The sequence below is a fragment of the Burkholderia sp. MBR-1 genome (genome assembly GCF_013822785.1).
Classification (GTDB): domain Bacteria; phylum Pseudomonadota; class Gammaproteobacteria; order Burkholderiales; family Burkholderiaceae; genus Burkholderia; species Burkholderia vietnamiensis.
This window is the reverse complement of sequence record NZ_CP053609.1, coordinates 136,665-154,514: the sequence shown is the minus strand read 5'-3', so window position 1 is coordinate 154,514 and position 17,850 is coordinate 136,665. Positions and strand designations below refer to the sequence as shown.

The following is a 17,850-nucleotide window of genomic DNA, read 5'->3' as shown; positions in this document are numbered from 1 at the left end:
ACTGACAGTTACAGGAAAACGTAATGGCTAAGGCTTCGAACACCGCGGCGCAACGCGTTCGCAAGAAGGTCAAGAAGAACGTCGCTGAAGGCGTGGTGCACGTTCACGCGTCGTTCAACAACACGATCATCACGATCACCGATCGTCAGGGCAATGCTCTGGCATGGGCGACGTCGGGCGGCCAGGGCTTCAAGGGCTCGCGCAAGTCGACGCCGTTCGCTGCTCAGGTTGCTGCTGAGTCGGCCGGTCGTGTGGCGATGGAATATGGCGTGAAGAATCTGGAAGTGCGGATCAAGGGCCCGGGCCCGGGTCGTGAGTCGGCAGTGCGCGCACTGCACGGCCTCGGCATCAAGATCACCGCGATTTCGGACGTCACCCCGATTCCGCACAACGGCTGCCGTCCGCCGAAGCGCCGTCGTATCTAAGAATGCTGCTGGCACGTTCGTGCTGGCGCATTGCCTGTCGTCGCATAGCGCCGACGGGCGTTGCTTTTTTGATTGACTAAGCCCACCGTTCGCCCCAAAGGGCGCGAACTAGCGCGGATTTCGATCCGCGTGACCGATTGATAAAGGAATGCAACGTGGCACGTTATATCGGCCCCAAGGCCAAGCTGTCCCGCCGTGAAGGCACCGACCTGTTCCTGAAGAGCGCGCGCCGCTCGCTCGCCGACAAGTGCAAGCTCGACAGCAAGCCGGGTCAGCACGGCCGTACCTCGGGCGCTCGTACGTCCGACTATGGTACGCAGCTGCGCGAAAAGCAAAAGGTCAAGCGTATCTACGGCGTGCTGGAACGTCAGTTCCGCCGCTACTTCGCTGAAGCCGACCGCCGCAAGGGCAACACGGGTGAAAACCTGCTGCAACTGCTCGAGTCGCGTCTCGACAACGTCGTGTATCGCATGGGCTTCGGCTCGACCCGCGCAGAAGCGCGTCAGCTGGTGAGCCACAAGTCGATCACCGTGAACGGCGTCGTCGCGAACGTGCCGTCGCAACAAGTGAAGGCTGGCGACGTGATCGCGATCCGCGAAAAGGCGAAGAAGCAGGCGCGTATCATCGAAGCGCTGTCGCTCGCCGAGCAAGGCGGCATGCCGAGCTGGGTTGCAGTCGATGCGAAGAAGTTCGAAGGCACGTTCAAGCAAATGCCGGAACGCGCTGACATCGCAGGCGACATCAACGAAAGCCTGATCGTCGAATTGTATTCGCGTTAATCCGATTGACGGCCGAGGTACCCCGATTGCGTTTCGCAAGGAGGGGCCTCGGCTGTTTATTTTCTGGTTGTTACCGGTCAGCCTTATCGGTGTAACGAGCCGAGGGTATTGAAAAGGAAAGCCCATGCAAACCAGTTTGCTGAAACCCAAGATCATCGCCGTGGAATCGCTGGGCGAGAACCACGCGAGGGTGGTCATGGAACCGTTCGAACGCGGTTACGGCCACACCTTGGGCAACGCGCTGCGCCGCGTGCTGCTGTCGTCGATGGTCGGCTACGCGCCGACCGAAGTGACGATCGCCGGCGTGGTGCACGAGTATTCGACGCTCGACGGCGTGCAGGAAGACGTGGTCAACCTGCTGCTGAACCTGAAGGGCGTGGTGTTCAAGCTGCACAACCGTGACGAAGTCACGGTCACGCTGCGCAAGGAAGGCGAAGGCGTCGTCACGGCCGGCGATATCGAGCTCGCGCACGATTGCGAAGTCATCAACCCGAATCACGTGATCGCACATCTGTCGAAGGGCGGCAAGCTCGACGTTCAGATCAAGATCGAGAAGGGTCGCGGCTACGTGCCGGGCAACGTTCGTCGCTACGGCGAAGACACGGCCAAGATCATCGGCCGCATCGTCCTCGACGCATCGTTCTCGCCGGTTCGCCGCGTGAGCTATGCAGTCGAAAGCGCACGTGTCGAGCAGCGTACCGACCTCGACAAGCTCGTGATGAACATCGAGACGAGCGGCGTGATCACCCCGGAAGAGGCGATCCGTCAATCGGCCCGCATCCTGGTCGACCAGCTGTCCGTGTTCGCGGCGCTGGAAGGCACGGAAACGGCTGCCGAAGCACCGTCGCGTGCACCGCAGATCGATCCGATCCTGCTGCGTCCGGTGGACGATCTCGAGCTGACGGTTCGTTCCGCGAACTGCCTGAAGGCCGAGAACATCTACTACATCGGCGACCTGATCCAGCGCACGGAAAACGAACTGCTGAAGACGCCGAACCTCGGTCGCAAGTCGCTGAACGAGATCAAGGAAGTGCTGGCTTCGCGCGGCCTCACGCTGGGCATGAAGCTCGAAAACTGGCCGCCGGCTGGTCTCGACAAGTAAGCCCGACTGTAGCTGCGCTGTAGTCGTAGTTGGCAAAGATGCGGATTTTCCTTTAAAATCCGCATCTTGCCTTTTTCGTTACCGGCCCGTGCACCCGTCGAGGTGCGATAGAAGAGCTGGATCAAAACTTTGAATCAAGGAAACTGAAATGCGCCATCGTCATGGTCTGCGGAAACTGAACCGCACGAGCAGCCACCGTCTGGCTATGCTCCGTAACATGTCCAACTCGCTGATCGAGCACGAAGTCATCAAGACGACGCTGCCGAAGGCGAAGGAACTCCGTAAAGTCGTCGAGCCGCTGATCACGCTCGGCAAGAAGCCGTCGCTGGCAAACCGTCGCCTGGCATTCAACCGCCTGCGCGATCGTGACTCGGTCGCGAAGCTGTTCGACGTCCTCGGTCCGCGTTTCGCGAACCGTCCGGGCGGCTACCTGCGCGTGCTGAAGTTCGGCTTCCGCGTCGGCGACAACGCACCGATGGCACTGGTCGAGCTGCTCGATCGTCCGGAAGTCGACGAAACGGAAAACGTGCAAGAAGCTGAATAAGCTTCGGTACGTAGCAGAATCCGAAAGGGCCGAGCAATTGCTTGGCCCTTTTTGCTTTTTGGCGGCGCCGCGTCGCGATCGATTTTCACCGGCCGCTGCCGGCAACGTTGCGCGCGCTGCGCTACGATAAGGGGCTGTCGAGGGCGCGAGGTGCGCGCAGCGGGCGGCCGAAGCGCGGAAATCAGCCAGGAGAGTGCGTATGGTGGTGTTGATGCTGACGACGGTGCCCGATGCAGCAACGGCTGAGGCCCTCGCCACCGGCGCGCTCGACGCGCGGCTTGCCGCCTGCGTATCGGAGCTCGGTACGATCAAGTCGCGCTATCACTGGCAGGGCAAGGTCGAAACGGCCGACGAGATCCAGTTGCTGTTCAAGACGAGCGCGGTGCGCTCGCTGGAACTGGAGCGATTCATCCTCGCGCATCATCCTTACGAGACGCCCGAAATCGTCTCGTGGCAGGCCGCGGCCTCTGCCGCGTACGGCCAGTGGGTGACGAGCGAAACTCAACGTCTATTTCATGTTTAACGGTATGGCGCTTTCCGTGCGCGCGCTGCGCGCATTCGCGGCTCTGTTGTCGTTCGTGCTGGTGCTGGGCGGCCTGTCGGTCGCGCGCGCGGCCGACGATTTTCTCGATCCGTCGGTCGCATTCAAGTTCAGCGCGAGCGAAGCCCCGGGACAGGTCGACGTCCGCTTCAAGATCGCCAACGGCTATTACCTTTACCGCGAGCGGTTCGCGTTCGCGGTGAAGAGCGGCAATGCGACGCTCGGTGCGCCGCAGTTTCCGCCCGGCCACGTGAAGTTCGACCAGACGTTCCAGAAGGAAGTCGAAACCTATCGCGACGACGTCGTGGTCCACGTGCCGGTCAAGCAGGCGGCCGGGCCGTTCGAGCTCACGGTGACGTCGCAAGGGTGCGCCGACGAAGGGATCTGCTACCCGCCCGCCGAACACGTCGTGAAGATCGACGGCGCGGCGCTCGGCGCGGCCGCAGCGGCTGACGGCGCGGCCGCATCGGGCAGCTGGTTCGACAAGGTCACCAGCGCGGATTTCGCGCAATCGCTGCTCGAGGGGCACGGCTTCCTCACGATCGTCGCGCTGTATTTCGTCGCAGGCGTCGTGTTGAGCCTGCTGCCGTGTTCGTACCCGATGATTCCGATCGTCTCCGCGATCATCATCGGCCAGGGCACGCGCGCAACGCATGCGCGCGGCTTTGCGCTGTCGCTGACGTATGTGGTCGGCATGGCGCTCGTCTATACGGCGCTCGGCATCGCCGCCGCGCTGGTCGGCCAGAGCCTCGGCGCGTGGCTGCAGAATCCTTGGGTGCTCGGCGCCTTCGGCTTGCTGCTGACCGCGTTCGCGGTGTCGCTGATCTCCGGCAAGGACCTCATGCTGCCGGCGCGCTGGCAGAACGGCGCGGCGCAGGTGTCGAGCGCGCGCCAGGGCGGCCATTTCGCCGCGGTTGCCGCGATGGGTGCACTGTCGGCGCTGGTCGTCGGCGCATGCATGACGGCGCCGCTGTTCGCGGTGCTCGCCTTCATCGCGCACACCGGCAACGCGTTCCTCGGCGGCGCGGCGCTGTTCGCCATGGGGCTCGGGCTCGGCGTGCCGCTGCTCGTCGTGGGGCTCGGCGCCGGCACGGTGCTGCCGCGCGCCGGCGCATGGATGGATGGCGTCAAGGTGTTCTTCGGCATCGTGCTGCTCGCCGCCGCGCTCTGGATCGTATGGCCGGTGCTGGCGGGCGGCCTGAAGATGATGCTCGCCGCGTTGTGGTTGCTGATCGCCGCAGCGGCGCTCGGACTGTTCACGCCCCATGCCGGAGCCGCCTCCATCTGGCGCCGGTTCGGCCGCGGCCTCGGCGCCGCGCTCGCGATCTGGGCGGCGACGCTGCTCGTCGGCCTGGCCGCCGGTTCGACCGATCCGGTGAAGCCGCTCGCCGTGCTGGCCGCGCGTACGGTTGCGTCGGGCGCTGCGACGTCGGCGGCCGGCCAGGCGGCCGGGCAGGCCGCGCCCGCGTTCGCGGCGGTGCGCTCCAGCGGGGAGCTCGATGCGCTGCTGAAGGCGTCGAGCCGGCCCGTGATGCTCGATTTCTATGCGGACTGGTGCGTGAGCTGCAAGGAGATGGAGCATCTGACGTTCACCGATTCCCGCGTGCAGGCGCGGCTCGCGCAGCTGCACCTGGTGCGCGCGGACGTCACCGCGAACAATTCCGACGATCAGGCACTGCTCAAGCGGTTCAACCTGTTCGGCCCGCCGGGCATCATCTTCTTCGATCGCAACGGTAACGAGATCGGCCGGGTGGTCGGCTATCAGGCAGCCGACACGTTCCTGCGCAGCCTCGATCGCGCAGCGGTGCCGACGGTCTGATCCGAGCTGGACCGACCTGGCCGCCCAGCGCACAAAAAAACGGCGGGACACTTCGGTGTCCCGCCGTTTTTTCATCCTGCGTGCCGATCGGCAGCGCGGCTCAGCGCTGCGCCTTCAGCAGCCGCGCCGCATCGAGCGCGAAGTACGTGAGCACGCCGTCGGCGCCCGCACGCTTGAATGCGAGCAGCGATTCGAGCACGACCTTGTCGTGGTCGAGCCAGCCGTTCATCGCGGCCGCCTTCAGCATCGCGTATTCGCCGCTCACCTGGTACACGTACGTCGGGAAGCGGAACTCGTCCTTCACGCGGCGCACGATGTCGAGATACGGCATGCCCGGTTTGACCATCACCATGTCGGCGCCTTCGTCGATGTCGAGGCGCACCTCGCGCAACGCTTCGTCGCTGTTCGCCGGGTCCATCTGGTAGGTCATCTTGTTGCCCTTGCCCAGATTCGACGCCGAGCCGACCGCGTCGCGGAACGGACCGTAGAACGCGGACGCGAACTTGGCCGAATAGGCCATGATGCGCGTATGGATATGCCCGTCGCTTTCGAGCATTTCACGCACTGCGCCGATGCGGCCATCCATCATGTCGGACGGCGCGACGATGTCGACGCCGGCTTCCGCCTGCGCGCGCGCCTGTTCGATCAGGATTTCGATCGTGTCGTCGTTGATCACGTAGCCGTTCTCGTCGAGCACGCCGTCCTGGCCGTGGCTCGTGTACGGATCGAGCGCGACGTCGGTCAGCACGCCGAGTTCGGGGAAGCGCTTCTTCAGCTCGCGCACCGCGCGCGGAATCAGCCCTTCCGGGTTGGCCGCCTCGCGGCCGTCAGGCGTTTTCAGCGACGTTTCGATGGCCGGAAACAGCGACAGCACGGGCACGCCGAGTTCGACGCACTGTTCGGCGACGTGCATCAGCAGATCGACCGACACGCGCTCGACGCCCGGCATCGACGGCACCGGCTGACGTTGGTTGGTGCCGTCGACGACGAACACCGGATAGATCAGATCGTCGGTGGTCAGGCGGTTTTCGCGCATCAGGCGCCGGGAGAAGTCGTCGCGGCGCATGCGGCGCGGACGATGAAGAGGATGGAAGCTCATGTGCGATGTGAATGAAATCGGGGCAAGAAGGACCTTACGGATCCCTTAGGTCATTTTCGAGATCGTTGGTATATGATAGCGATCGAGCGGCGCGCGTTGCGTGCTGCTCCCCGCTTCTCCTCCCTGAGCGGGTGCCTGTCGTTTTTCGATTAGGCTGTTTGACCCGCCGTTCGACGGCGGGTTTTTTTATGAGCCGGCCGAATCCGCAGACACCGTCAGGTGCGCCCGGCCGCTGCCGGCCGAGCGCTGCCCGTTCATTGTGCTACAGGTGCGCCTTCTGCGTCGGCGACGGACGGCCGCAGCCAGCTCTCGATCAATTCGTGCGCCTCGTCGAGCCCCGTGCGCTTCAGCGCCGAGAACAGCTGGACGGTCAGCTTGCCCTTCACGCCCTGGTCGCGGTACGCGTCGAGCCCTTTCTGCGTGTTGCGCAGCGCGTTGATGCTCTCTTGTCGCGTCAATTTGTCGCACTTCGTCAGCAGCGTGTGGATCGGCTTGCCGGTCGGGGCGAACCACTCGATCATCCGGCGATCGAGGTCGGTCAGCGGGCGGCGCGAATCCATCATCAGGATCAGGCCGCAGAGCTGCGAGCGCGTCGCGAGATAGGACGACAGCAGCATTTCCCAGTGGGCCTTCGCGGCCCCGGGCACTTCCGCATAGCCGTAGCCGGGCAGGTCGACGAGGTTCGCGACGGGCTCCGCGGCGGGGCCGACCGAGAAGTAGTTGATGTGCTGCGTGCGACCGGGCGTCTTCGACGCGAACGCGAGTCGCTTCTGATTGCACAGCACGTTGATCGCCGTCGATTTGCCGGCATTCGAACGGCCCGCGAATGCGATTTCCGGCTGCACCGTCGGCGGCAGGTCGCGCAGATGGTTGACGGTCGTGTAGAAGCGAGCTTGATGGAGCAAAAAGGCCATGGGGGAAACCGGTGGGACGGGCGGCGCGAGCCGCTTGGTGGAGGCGGGGTAGCCCCGATAGGCGCGGGAGCTTTCAACGCGATATTGTACAATACGGCGGTTTTGCCGAAGGGTTGCGGGCGCCCGCCTCGCGCTTTTATGCAGCTTCTGCGGTAGACTGGTCGACGTCGTTTTTTGCAGAACCTCAAATTCCCACAAGACGAAACAGGGTGTGCGAATGAATCGACTGTGCAAGTCTCTGATGGTGCTTCAGGTTGCAGCAGGATTCGTAGGTTTCGTGGCGGAGGCAAATGCGGCAGGTGCGGCAAAGCCGGATCTGGACCGCGGCAAGGCGATTGCCGGGCAGGTGTGCGCGTCGTGTCACGGCGCCGACGGCAACAGTGCGTCGGGCAGTTTCCCGAAGCTCGCCGGTCAGCATCCCGAATATTTGGTCAAGCAGTTGAGCGACTTCAAGACGCAGCCGGGCGCGAAGGGGCCGGCGCGGAACAATTCGGTGATGGTCGGATTTGCGAGCGCATTGAGCGCGGACGACATGCGCAACGTCGCCGCGTATTACGGCTCGCAAACGACCAAGCTCGGCACCGCACGCGATGCGGCGACCGTGCCGATCGGTCAGAAGATCTATCGCGGCGGCATCGCGGAAAAGGGCGTACCGGCCTGCGCGAGCTGCCACGGGCCGACGGGGCAAGGGATACCGGTCCAGTACCCGCGTCTGTCGGGGCAGTGGGCCGATTACACGGTGGCCCAGTTGACCGCGTTCCAGCAAGGTGCCGGCGCGCGCAACAACAACGAGGCGATGCATCAGATCGCCTCGCGTCTGTCGGACACCGAGATCAAGGCCGTGGCGGATTACATCGCGGGCCTGCGTTGAGCGGTCCGTCGCGAATGGAATGACCGGTCGCCGGAACGGCGGCCGGAGTCAGAACAAGAAAAGGGTGGGGCGCCGCATGCTTGCGGCCGCCTTGCCCTTTTTTGTTGTCAGTCGGAGTTTGAATGAGCGTTACCACGTCGGGGTTGCAGTCGAAGTCGGGTCAAAGTGCGTCCAGGCGCGCGATCGAGCTGATCAGCTCGATGCGCTTCGCGATCGCACTGTTGGTGGTGCTGTCGATCGCGAGCATCATCGGCACGGTGCTGACCCAGGACGACCCCTATCCGAACTACGTGAACCAGTTCGGGCCGTTCTGGGCGGACATCTTCCGCTCGCTCGGCCTGTACAACGTGTACAGCGCGTGGTGGTTCATGCTGATCCTGATCTTCCTGGTCGCGTCGATCTCGCTGTGCGTGATCCGCAACGCGCCGAAGATGCTCGCCGACGCGAAGAGCTGGAAGGACAAGGTCCGCGAAGGCAGCCTGCGCGCGTTCCATCACAAGGCCGAATACACCGTTGCCGGCACGCGCGCGAGCGTCGCGGCGACGCTCGCCGCATTCGTCGCGAAGGGCGGCTACAAGCACGTCGTGCGCGAAACCGACGGCGCGACGCTGATCTCCGCGAAACGCGGCGCGCTGACGAAGTGGGGCTACATTTCCGCGCACCTGGCGATCGTCGTGATCTGTATCGGCGGCCTGCTCGACAGCAACCTGCCGATCAAATTCCAGATGTGGATGTTCGGCAAGAGCCCGGTCAATACGAGCGCGACGATCAGCGAGATCTCGCCCGATCACCGGCTGTCCGCGTCGAACCCGACGTTCCGCGGCTACGCATGGGTGCCCGAAGGCCAGTTCGTGTCCACCGCGATCCTCAACCAGCCGAACGGCTCGTTGATCCAGGACCTGCCGTTCTCGATCCAGCTGAACAAGTTCATCGTCGATTACTACACGACCGGGATGCCGAAGCTGTTTGCGAGCGACATCGTCGTGATCGATCGCGAGACGGGCCGGAAGATTCCGGCGCGCGTCGAAGTGAACAAGCCGTTCACCTACAAGGGCGTGTCGATCTATCAGTCGAGCTTCCAGGACGGCGGCTCGCAGATGCAGATGACGGCCTATCCGATGACGGGCGACACCGCGAAGACGTTCGCCGTGAAGGGCACGATCGGCAGCACGGCGCCGCTGCAGATGCCGGGCAGCGACGGCGACACGATCGAGTTCTCGGACTTCCGCGCGATCAACGTCGAGAACATGGCCGACGCGAACGGCAAGCCGGACGTGCGCGGCGTGGCGAAGACGGAGTCGCTGAAGCAGGCGTTCGACGAACGGCTCGGCTCGGGCGCGAAGACGTCGAAGCCGATGCAGCTTCATAACATCGGGCCGTCCGTGCAGTACAAGATCCGCGGCAAGGACGGCCAGGCGCGCGAGTTCAACAACTACATGCTGCCGGTCGACATGGGCGGCGCGCGCGTGTTCCTCGCGGGCGTGCGCGCGAGCCCGAACGACGCGTTCCGCTACATGCGGATTCCGGCCGACAGCGAGGATTCGATCGGCGAATGGATGCGCCTGCGCGCCGCGCTCGAGGATCCGGCGGTGCGCGCGGACGCCGCCGCCCGTTTCGCCCAGCGTTCGCTGCCGACCACCGACGCGTCGCTGCGCGGCCGGCTGCAGGACAGCGCGTTCAAGGTGTTGACCCTCTTTGCGGCGAGTGACGACAGCGTCGGTCGCGGTGCGGACGGGCAGCCGGTCGGCGGCTTCCAGGCGGTGGCCACCTTCATCGACCGGTCGGTGCCGAAAGCCGAGCAGGAAAAGGCGGCGAGCCTGCTGCTGCGCATGCTCGAGGGCTCGATGTGGGAGGTCTGGCAGATCGCGCGCGAGCGGGCCGGCGAGCCGGCCGTCCAGCAGGGCGCCGACACGGTCCGCTTCGTGCAGAACGCGATCAATGCGCTATCCGACAGCTTCCTGTACGGATCGCCGGTCTATTTGCAGCTCGATTCCTTCAAGCAGGTGCAAGCCTCGGTATTTCAGCTGACGCGCGCGCCCGGCAAGAATCTGGTGTATCTTGGCAGCCTGCTGTTGGTCGCCGGCATCTTCTCGATGTTCTACGTGCGCGAGCGGCGCCTGTGGTTCTGGCTCAAGGATGCCGGTGCGGGCGTCGAAGTGGTGATGGCGATGTCCACGGCGCGCAAGACGTTCGATTTCGAGAACGAATTCGTGCAGACGCGCGATGCGGCCGGCGCCGCCCTGGGCGCCGCACCCCGCGACGCCGCGCCCGCCGGCGCGGCTGCAACTGCCCGCCCGCCCGTCGGCGGCGGTTCCGATTCCGAGAATTCCACCCGGTAACATCATGGATCTCACTCAAGCCTCCTCTTCCCGTCCGGGGACCGTCAAGGCCCCGAATCCGGCGCCGTTGTTCGACGGCCGTCCGTTCCTCTCGCGCCTGTCCGTGCTTGACTGGCTGTTCGCGCTGGCGCTCGTGGTCGGCGCGGGCTATGCGTTCGTGCACTACAACGAGCACATGAATTACTACGACAAGGCAGTGATGATCGGCACGGTGCCGGCGCTCGTCGTGCTCGGCTGGCGCTGGAAACCCGCGCGGCTGCTGATGGCGGCGATCGCCGTGCTGTCCTTGCTGTCGATCCAGATCTACCAGGGCGACCTCGCGCGCGCCGATTCGGCGTTCTTCCTGAAATACTTCCTGTCGAGCCAGTCGGCGATCCTCTGGATGAGCGCCTTGTTCGTGCTCGCGACGATCTTCTACTGGATCGGCCTGCTCGCGCGCGCCGCGACGGGCTCCGCGATCGGCCAGAAGCTCACGTGGGCCGCCGTGCTGATGGGCTTCGTCGGCCTGATGGTACGTTGGTACGAGTCCTATCTGATCGGCGCCGACGTCGGGCATATCCCCGTGTCGAACCTGTATGAAGTGTTCGTGCTGTTCAGCCTGATCACCGCGCTGCTCTACCTGTATTACGAGGGCCATTACGGCACGCCTGCGCTCGGTGCGTTCGTGCTGCTCGTGATCAGCGCGGCCGTCGGCTTCCTGATGTGGTACTCGGTCGCGCGCGACGCGCAGCAGATCCAGCCGCTCGTGCCGGCGCTGCAGAGCTGGTGGATGAAGATCCACGTGCCGGCGAACTTCATCGGCTACGGCAGCTTCGCGCTGTCGGCGATGGTGGCGGTCGCGTATCTGATGAAGGAACGCGGCATGCTGGCCGATCGGCTGCCGACGCTCGACGTGCTCGACGACGTGATGTACAAGTCGATCGCCGTCGGCTTCGCGTTCTTCACGATCGCGACGATTCTCGGCGCGCTGTGGGCGGCGGAAGCGTGGGGCGGCTACTGGAGCTGGGACCCGAAGGAAACCTGGGCGCTGATCGTGTGGCTCAATTACGCGGCGTGGCTGCACATGCGCCTGATGAAGGGGCTGCGCGGCACGGTCGCCGCATGGTGGGCGCTCACGGGCCTGCTCGTGACGACGTTCGCGTTCCTCGGCGTCAACATGTTCCTGTCAGGGCTGCACAGCTACGGCAAGCTGTAAGATTTCCGATGCGGGTCCGACAAAAGACCGCCGGCGCACTGCGTGCCCCGGCGGTTTTCTTTTGTTACCGACGGGCGCGCCGCGCGTCGAACGGCGCATGACGGGCCGGGTCGAACGCAGATGAAGCGTGCGCGCCGCGCATGCATGAGGAGCAGCACCATGTGGATCAGGCATTCCCTGCGCAACCTGTTGACCGGCGCCGACATTGCGCCCAGCGAGATCACCGCGCGCGCGGTGTTCGAGAACCGGCGCCGCGTATTGCAGGCGGCCGGCCTTGCGGCGGCGGGCGGATTGCTCGGCGGCAGCGGCGCGGCATTCGGCGCGTATGCGTCGCCCGACGCGCGGGCCGCGAAGCTCGCGGCGAAGACCAATCCGAAATTCGTCGCGGCCGACAAGGTCACGCCGTTCAAGGACATCACGTCCTACAACAACTTCTACGAATTCGGCACCGACAAGGGCGACCCGGCGCAGAATGCCGGCACGCTGCGGCCGCGCCCGTGGCGGGTGAGCGTCGAAGGCGAGGTGCTGCATCCGAAGGTGTTCGATCTCGACGAACTGCTGAAGCTGGCGCCGCTCGAGGAGCGCGTGTACCGGCTGCGCTGCGTCGAGGGCTGGTCGATGGTGATTCCGTGGATCGGCGTGCCGTTCTCCGAACTGGTCAAGCGCGTGCAGCCGACCGGCAACGCGAAATACGTGCAGTTCGTCACGCTGGCCGATCCGTCGCAGATGCCGGGGCTGTCGACGCCGGTACTCGACTGGCCTTACTCCGAAGGGCTGCGCATGGACGAGGCGATGAACCCGCTCACGCTGCTGACGATGGGCGTCTACGGCCAGGTGCTGCCGAATCAGAACGGCGCGCCGGTGCGTATCGTCGTGCCGTGGAAGTACGGCTTCAAGAGTGCGAAGTCGCTGGTGAAGATCCGCTTCGTCGACAAGCAGCCGAAGACGAGCTGGAACACCTACGCATCGAACGAATACGGCTTTTATTCGAACGTGAATCCGAATGTCGATCACCCGCGCTGGAGCCAGGCGACCGAGCGGCGGATCGGCGACGACGGGTTCTTCACGCCGAAGCGCAAGACGCTGATGTTCAACGGCTACGGCGATCTGGTCGCGTCGATGTATCAGGGCATGGACCTGAAGAAGAACTTCTGAGTGCGACGACCGTGAGAAACGACATGCATCCGTCGACGCTGGAGCCGCAGCGGGCGTCCAGCCCGCGTGCGGCGGCCGCCGGTGTTGCGCGGGCGGGCACCGCGGCGCGGGCTGCGCCGCAGCGCTGGCTTGCGCCGGCCAAGCTGCTGGTGTTCGCGGCCGGCCTTTACCCGCTCGCGCGTCTGGTGCTGTTCGGGCTGACCGACCGGCTCGGCGCGAACCCGATCGAATTCATCACGCGCTCCACCGGCCGGTGGACGCTCGTGATCCTCTGCGCCACGCTCGCTGTCACGCCGCTGCGGCGCATGACGGGCGTGGCCGCGTTGCTGCGCTTTCGCCGGATGATCGGGTTGTTCGCGTTCTTTTACGCGACGCTGCACTTCGCGACGTACGTGTGGTTCGACAAGTGGTTCGACGTGCTGGCGATCCTGAAGGACGTCGGCAAGCGCCCGTTCATCACCGTCGGTTTCGCCGCGTTCGTGCTGCTGATTCCGCTGGCCGCGACGTCGCCGCGTGCGATGGCGCGCCGGCTCGGCCGTCATTGGGCGACGCTGCACCGGGCGATCTATGCGATCGCGCTGTTCGGCGTGCTGCATTTCTGGTGGATGCGGGCCGGCAAGCACGATCTCGCGCAGCCGAAGCTGTACGCGGCGATCGTCGCCGTGCTGCTCGGCTGGCGGCTGTTCGAATGGAGCCGACGCCGCATTCGCGCGTGACGATGAACGACGCACGCGCGGAAAAACAAAAGGCGATGACGGGGAGTCATCGCCTTTTGTCGTGTCGACAGGTGAACCGCGAGCGGCGCAGCGCTCGATTACTTCGCGGCCGCCGGGCTCGATGCTGCCGTTGCCGCCTTCGACGTGCTGCTCGAGAGCTCCGGCGACAGTGTCAGCGGCGTGCCGGAAGAGTCGGGGATGCTGTCGTACGACGCGTTTTCATCGGTCGGCGTGACGTCCGACGGCGGCGTGTCCTGCTGCTGAATGGGCTTGGCCGGCAACGGGGGCACGGTGGGCAGATAGAGCGGACCGCGTTGACCGCAGCCGGCAAGAATCGCCAAAGCCGCTACAATCGCGCTCATCCGGAAAACGACTCGCATGATCGTCCCTGAACAATTTAACCGATAGAGTTTAGCATGTCCGATACTGAATACCTGGCTCGCGCAGAGGCCGTGCTGGCGGCCGTGGAACGTACCGTCGACGCCGCGAACGACGGCGATCACGACATCGATCTGGAGCGCAACGGCAGCGTGCTGACGCTGACGTTCGAGAACGGCTCGAAGATCATCGTCAATCTGCAGCCGCCGATGAAGGAGCTGTGGATCGCCGCGAAGGCCGGTGGATTCCACTACCGGTTCGTGGACGGCGAATGGCGCGATACGCGCACCGGCACCGAATTCTTCTCCGCACTGACCGACTACGCGACGCAACAGGCCGGCCTGCCGATCACGTTCCGCGCGTGACGCCGGTGCTCGACGCAGCAGCATGAAATAAGCGCCCGCGGGCGCTTTTTTCGTGTCCGGGAGCCGCGCGTCAGTGGCCGCGGAACAGGTTCATGATGTCCTGCTTTTCCTGCTCGTCGACATGCGGCGCTTCTTCGTCGACGTTCTGCGGAGTCGCCGCCTGCGGTACGCCGACCGTCGACACGAAGCCGTGCCCCGGCGTGAACTCGGTGAAGTACAGCTCGCCGCCGAGCGACTGGACGTCGTCGGGCATGGTCGGCTTGAACTCGGGCACGTCCTTCAGCGCCGCGCCCATGTAGTCGATCCAGACCGGCAGCGACAGCCCGCCGCCCGTTTCGCGATCGCCGAGGCTGCGCGGGTTGTCGTAGCCGATCCACGCGATCGCCGCGAGCGTGTGCTGATAGCCGGCGAACCACGCGTCGTGCGAATCGTTCGTCGTGCCCGTCTTGCCGGCGAGGTCGGTGCGCTTGAGCACGTTGGTGCGCGCGCCGGTGCCGCGCTGCGCGACGCTCTGCAGCAGGCTGTTCATCACGTATGCGTTGCGCGCGTCGATCGCGCGCGGCGCGTTCTGCTCGGCGATGAGCGGCTGCGCGCGCGCGACGATCGCGCCGCTCGGATCGGTCACTTCGGCGATCAGATACGGATTCACGCGGAAGCCGCCGTTCGCGAACACCGAGTACGCGCCGGCCATCTGCAGCGGCGTGACCTGGCCCGCGCCCAGCGCCATCGGCAGGTAGGCCGGATGGCGCTCGGCGTCGAAGCCGAAGCGCGTGATGTATTGCTGCGCGTACTTCGTGCCGATGTGGTTCAGGATCCGGATCGAGACGAGGTTGCGCGAGCGCTGCAGCGCGGTGCGCATCGACATCGGGCCTTCGAAGCCGCCGCCGTAGTTCTTCGGTTCCCACGGCTGGCCGCCGGTTTCGGCCGCGCTGAAATACAGCGGGCCGTCGTTGATCACGGTGGCCGGCCCGAGCCCCTTGTCGAGCGACGCCGAATAGATGAACGGCTTGAACGACGAGCCGGGCTGCCGCCACGCCTGCGTGACGTGATTGAACTTGTTCTTGTTGTAATCGAAGCCGCCGACGAGCGAGCGGATCGCGCCATCCTGCGGGACGATCGAGATGAACGCGCCTTCGACCTGCGGCAACTGCGTGATCGACCATTTGCCGGTGTCGTTCTTCACGACGCGCACGATCGCGCCCGGCCGGATGCGGCGGTTCGGCTGCGCGTTGGCCGACAGCGCGCTCGACGCGAAGCGCAGATTGTCGCCGTCGATCGTCGCGCTGCTGCCGTCGATGAACGCCACGGTGATCTGGCGCGGGCTCGTCGCCGTGACGACTGCCGCGATCAGCTCGCCGTTGTCGGGATGCTCGAGCAGCGCGTCGTCGATCGCCTGCTCGCGATCGTCCGCGCCGGACGGCAGCTCGATGAAGCCCTCCGGCCCACGATAGCCGTGACGGCGCTCGTAATCCATGATGCCCTTGCGCAGCGCGGTGTACGCGACCTGCTGATCGGCGGAGTCGATCGTCGTGACCACGTTGAAGCCGCGCGTGTAGGTTTCTTCCCGGTACTGCGCGTACATCATCTGCCGGACCATCTCCGCGACGTACTCGGCGTGCACGCTGAACTCGCGCCCCGCGCCCTTGACGACGAGCGGCTGCGCGACGGCTTCGTCGTACTGCTCGCGCGTGATGAAGTTCAGCTCGAGCATCCGCTGCAGGATGTACTCCTGACGCACCTTCGCGCGCTTCGGATTGACGACCGGGTTATACGCCGACGGCGCCTTCGGCAACCCCGCGAGCATCGCCGCCTCGGCGAGCGTGATGTCCTTCAGGTCCTTGCCGAAGTAGACCCGCGCCGCGCTCGCGAAGCCGTATGCACGCTGGCCGAGGTAGATCTGATTCATATAGACCTCGAGAATCTGATCTTTCGTCAGCGCGCGCTCGATCCGGTACGCGAGCAGCATCTCGTAGATCTTGCGCGTGTAGGTCTTTTCGCTCGACAGGAAGAAGTTGCGCGCGACCTGCATCGTGATCGTGCTCGCGCCCTGCGACGCATGGCCGTTCGTCAACGCGACGAAGCCCGCGCGGGCGATGCCGGTGAGGTCGACGCCGCCATGATCGTAGAACCGTGCGTCCTCGATCGCGAGGATCGCCTTCTTCAGCGAATCCGGCACGTCCTTGAAATGGACGATGTCGCGCCGTTCCTCGCCGAATTCGCCGATCAGCACGTGATCGGACGTGTAGATGCGCAGCGGCACCTTCGGGCGGTAGTCGGTCAGCGCGTCGAGCGACGGCATGTTCGGCCATGCGACGACGAGCGCATAGCCGAGCACGAGGCCGCCGGCCACGACGATGGCCACGCACATCGCGGCGAGCCCGATCAGGGCCTTCAGCCACCAGGGGCGCTTCTTCGGCTCGGGCGCGGGAGGCGGGGACGTAGGAGACGTGGATTGCATAGGCATACCGGAAAACAGTCCCGCGATTATAGCTGCCCGGTACGACCGGTCCTGACACGGCGAGCGCCCGCGGCGAAGCGGCCAATCGCGGTGTCGCCGACACAGTGTCCACGCGCTCGGCTCGCGCCACAACTGGCCGTTCGGCCGACTGTCGGCCGCGCCCGCCGCTCAGCAGAATCAGTGCTCGGAAACGCGGCGTGGGCCGCAACGATCGCGGGAGGCTGGGATGGCTGGACGATGGGCGGCGCGCTTCGCGCCGGGCAGGCACCGTTCGACGGGGATCGACGTCGCGGCTGACGAGGTGAGAGTGGCCGTGCTGAGCCGGCGCGGCCGAGCTGCGGAGGTGCGTGTCGACGGCCTCGAACGGGAGTCGGTGGGCCTCGCGGGCGGGCCCGACGATGCGCGCTGGGCCTCGGTGGCGCGCGCGTTGGCGGCGGCCGTGGCGCGGCTGTCCGCGGCTGGCGTGCGCTGCGACACGCGCGGCGTGATGGCGCTGCGCGATGACGAGATGCGCACGGCGACGCTCGATCTGGCCGGACGCGCCGACGTCGCTGATGCCGCCCGTCAGGCCGCCGAGCGCATCTCGGGGCTGGCGCCCGACAGTCTCGCGTACGACTGGCGGCAGGACGACGGCGCATGCGTGGGCGAGATTGCGGTCGCCGTGGCGCCGCAGGCGTTGCTCGAGCGGCGGATCGACGTCGCCGCGCAGGCCGGCATCGACCTGACGGCGGTCGACGCAGAGTCGGCGGCCGCGCTGCGCGCGCTGCGCTATGCCGCGCAGTTCGAGCACGATGCGCACGGGCCGTACGCAGCGTTCTGGTTCGGCGATTCGGGCGTGTACGGTTGGCGGGTCGACGGATCGGTCGCCGCCTCGGTGCTCGCGGTGTCGGGCAACGAGCGGTCGGGGTTGCCGGACGCGTTGCGGCGCTGCGCTCTCGAGCCCGTGCGCTGCGCGCTGGTGGCCGGCGACGAGCGCTGCATGGCCCGCTGCGGCACGTCGGTCGCCGACATCGGCGATGCGCTCGGCGTAGCGGCGGTGCCGTTCGACTGCACCGGATGGGACGGGCTGCCCAGCGGGCCCGTAGGCTGCGCGGGCGAGCCGGCATTTGCGCTCGCGATCGGGCTGGCGTTGCGCGGGGTGTGGGAATGA

At 65.6% G+C, this 17,850-nt stretch carries 17 protein-coding genes; 13 read left to right on the top strand and 4 right to left on the bottom strand.

Features of this window, described 5'->3' with window-relative positions; all coding sequences use genetic code 11:
* Positions 1-23 precede the first annotated feature (23 nt).
* The 6 genes from rpsK to dsbD all read left to right on the top strand — a co-directional run bounded on the left by rpsK (position 24) and on the right by dsbD (position 5,210).
* Complete coding sequence (gene rpsK / locus MBR110_RS00705) at positions 24-425, top strand: 30S ribosomal protein S11 (RefSeq protein ID WP_004197937.1); 402 nt, start codon at positions 24-26, stop codon at positions 423-425.
* A 155-nt stretch (positions 426-580) separates the two neighbouring features.
* Entirely contained in the window at positions 581-1,204 is a 624-nt protein-coding gene (gene rpsD, locus MBR110_RS00700) for a 30S ribosomal protein S4 (protein ID WP_014722284.1), read from the top strand.
* 124 nt (positions 1,205-1,328) lie between these two features.
* Positions 1,329-2,306, top strand: coding sequence for a DNA-directed RNA polymerase subunit alpha (locus MBR110_RS00695; protein WP_006477176.1), 978 nt, complete (start codon positions 1,329-1,331; stop codon positions 2,304-2,306).
* A 148-nt stretch (positions 2,307-2,454) separates the two neighbouring features.
* Complete coding sequence (rplQ, locus tag MBR110_RS00690) at positions 2,455-2,850, top strand: 50S ribosomal protein L17 (RefSeq protein WP_006477175.1); 396 nt, start codon at positions 2,455-2,457, stop codon at positions 2,848-2,850.
* 199 nt (positions 2,851-3,049) lie between these two features.
* Entirely contained in the window at positions 3,050-3,373 is a 324-nt protein-coding gene (cutA, locus tag MBR110_RS00685; RefSeq protein ID WP_014722285.1) for a divalent-cation tolerance protein CutA, read from the top strand.
* Positions 3,366-5,210, top strand: a complete 1,845-nt coding sequence (gene dsbD, locus MBR110_RS00680) for a protein-disulfide reductase DsbD (protein WP_059622876.1) — start codon at positions 3,366-3,368, stop codon at positions 5,208-5,210. The genes cutA and dsbD overlap by 8 nt, the downstream gene beginning before the upstream one ends.
* Positions 5,211-5,310: 100 nt before the next feature.
* Here dsbD and hemB read toward each other — a convergent pair whose 3' ends face one another.
* The gene (gene hemB, locus MBR110_RS00675) at positions 5,311-6,309 is read right to left on the bottom strand and encodes a porphobilinogen synthase (RefSeq protein WP_011883011.1); all 999 of its coding nucleotides are present in this window, start codon (positions 6,307-6,309) and stop codon (positions 5,311-5,313) included.
* A gap of 254 nt (positions 6,310-6,563) precedes the next feature.
* Entirely contained in the window at positions 6,564-7,223 is a 660-nt protein-coding gene (gene yihA / locus MBR110_RS00670) for a ribosome biogenesis GTP-binding protein YihA/YsxC (RefSeq protein WP_011883012.1), read from the bottom strand.
* A gap of 217 nt (positions 7,224-7,440) precedes the next feature.
* Between yihA and MBR110_RS00665 the strand changes: the two genes are divergently transcribed.
* The 5 genes from MBR110_RS00665 (at position 7,441) to msrQ (ending at position 13,499) form a co-directional block, all read left to right on the top strand.
* Positions 7,441-8,094 carry a c-type cytochrome gene (locus MBR110_RS00665; protein WP_059735020.1) on the top strand — a complete coding sequence of 218 codons (654 nt, stop codon included), beginning with the start codon at positions 7,441-7,443 and terminating at the stop codon, positions 8,092-8,094.
* A 122-nt stretch (positions 8,095-8,216) separates the two neighbouring features.
* The gene (locus MBR110_RS00660) at positions 8,217-10,433 is read left to right on the top strand and encodes a cytochrome c biogenesis protein ResB (protein ID WP_045578591.1); all 2,217 of its coding nucleotides are present in this window, start codon (positions 8,217-8,219) and stop codon (positions 10,431-10,433) included.
* 4 nt (positions 10,434-10,437) lie between these two features.
* Positions 10,438-11,628: a c-type cytochrome biogenesis protein CcsB gene (gene ccsB / locus MBR110_RS00655; RefSeq protein WP_045579416.1), complete on the top strand. Its 1,191-nt coding sequence runs from the start codon at positions 10,438-10,440 to the stop codon at positions 11,626-11,628.
* 159 nt (positions 11,629-11,787) lie between these two features.
* Positions 11,788-12,783, top strand: coding sequence for a protein-methionine-sulfoxide reductase catalytic subunit MsrP (msrP, locus tag MBR110_RS00650; RefSeq protein WP_069264791.1), 996 nt, complete (start codon positions 11,788-11,790; stop codon positions 12,781-12,783).
* A gap of 23 nt (positions 12,784-12,806) precedes the next feature.
* The gene (gene msrQ / locus MBR110_RS00645) at positions 12,807-13,499 is read left to right on the top strand and encodes a protein-methionine-sulfoxide reductase heme-binding subunit MsrQ (RefSeq protein WP_059567636.1); all 693 of its coding nucleotides are present in this window, start codon (positions 12,807-12,809) and stop codon (positions 13,497-13,499) included.
* A 98-nt stretch (positions 13,500-13,597) separates the two neighbouring features.
* Here the strand turns inward: msrQ and lptM are convergent, their stop codons facing one another.
* A complete protein-coding gene (gene lptM / locus MBR110_RS00640) occupies positions 13,598-13,879 on the bottom strand; it encodes an LPS translocon maturation chaperone LptM (RefSeq protein WP_034194009.1) in 282 nt (93 codons plus the stop codon).
* Between the two features lie 36 nt (positions 13,880-13,915).
* Between lptM and cyaY the strand changes: the two genes are divergently transcribed.
* A complete protein-coding gene (gene cyaY, locus MBR110_RS00635) occupies positions 13,916-14,242 on the top strand; it encodes an iron donor protein CyaY (RefSeq protein WP_011883019.1) in 327 nt (108 codons plus the stop codon).
* Positions 14,243-14,312: 70 nt separating this feature from the next.
* Here cyaY and MBR110_RS00630 read toward each other — a convergent pair whose 3' ends face one another.
* On the bottom strand, positions 14,313-16,700 hold the full coding sequence (locus MBR110_RS00630; RefSeq protein WP_131753402.1) for a penicillin-binding protein 1A: 2,388 nt from the start codon (positions 16,698-16,700) through the stop codon (positions 14,313-14,315).
* 226 nt (positions 16,701-16,926) lie between these two features.
* Here MBR110_RS00630 and MBR110_RS00625 point away from each other — a divergent pair, with 226 nt between their 5' ends.
* The gene (locus MBR110_RS00625) at positions 16,927-17,850 is read left to right on the top strand and encodes a hypothetical protein (RefSeq protein ID WP_041493738.1); all 924 of its coding nucleotides are present in this window, start codon (positions 16,927-16,929) and stop codon (positions 17,848-17,850) included.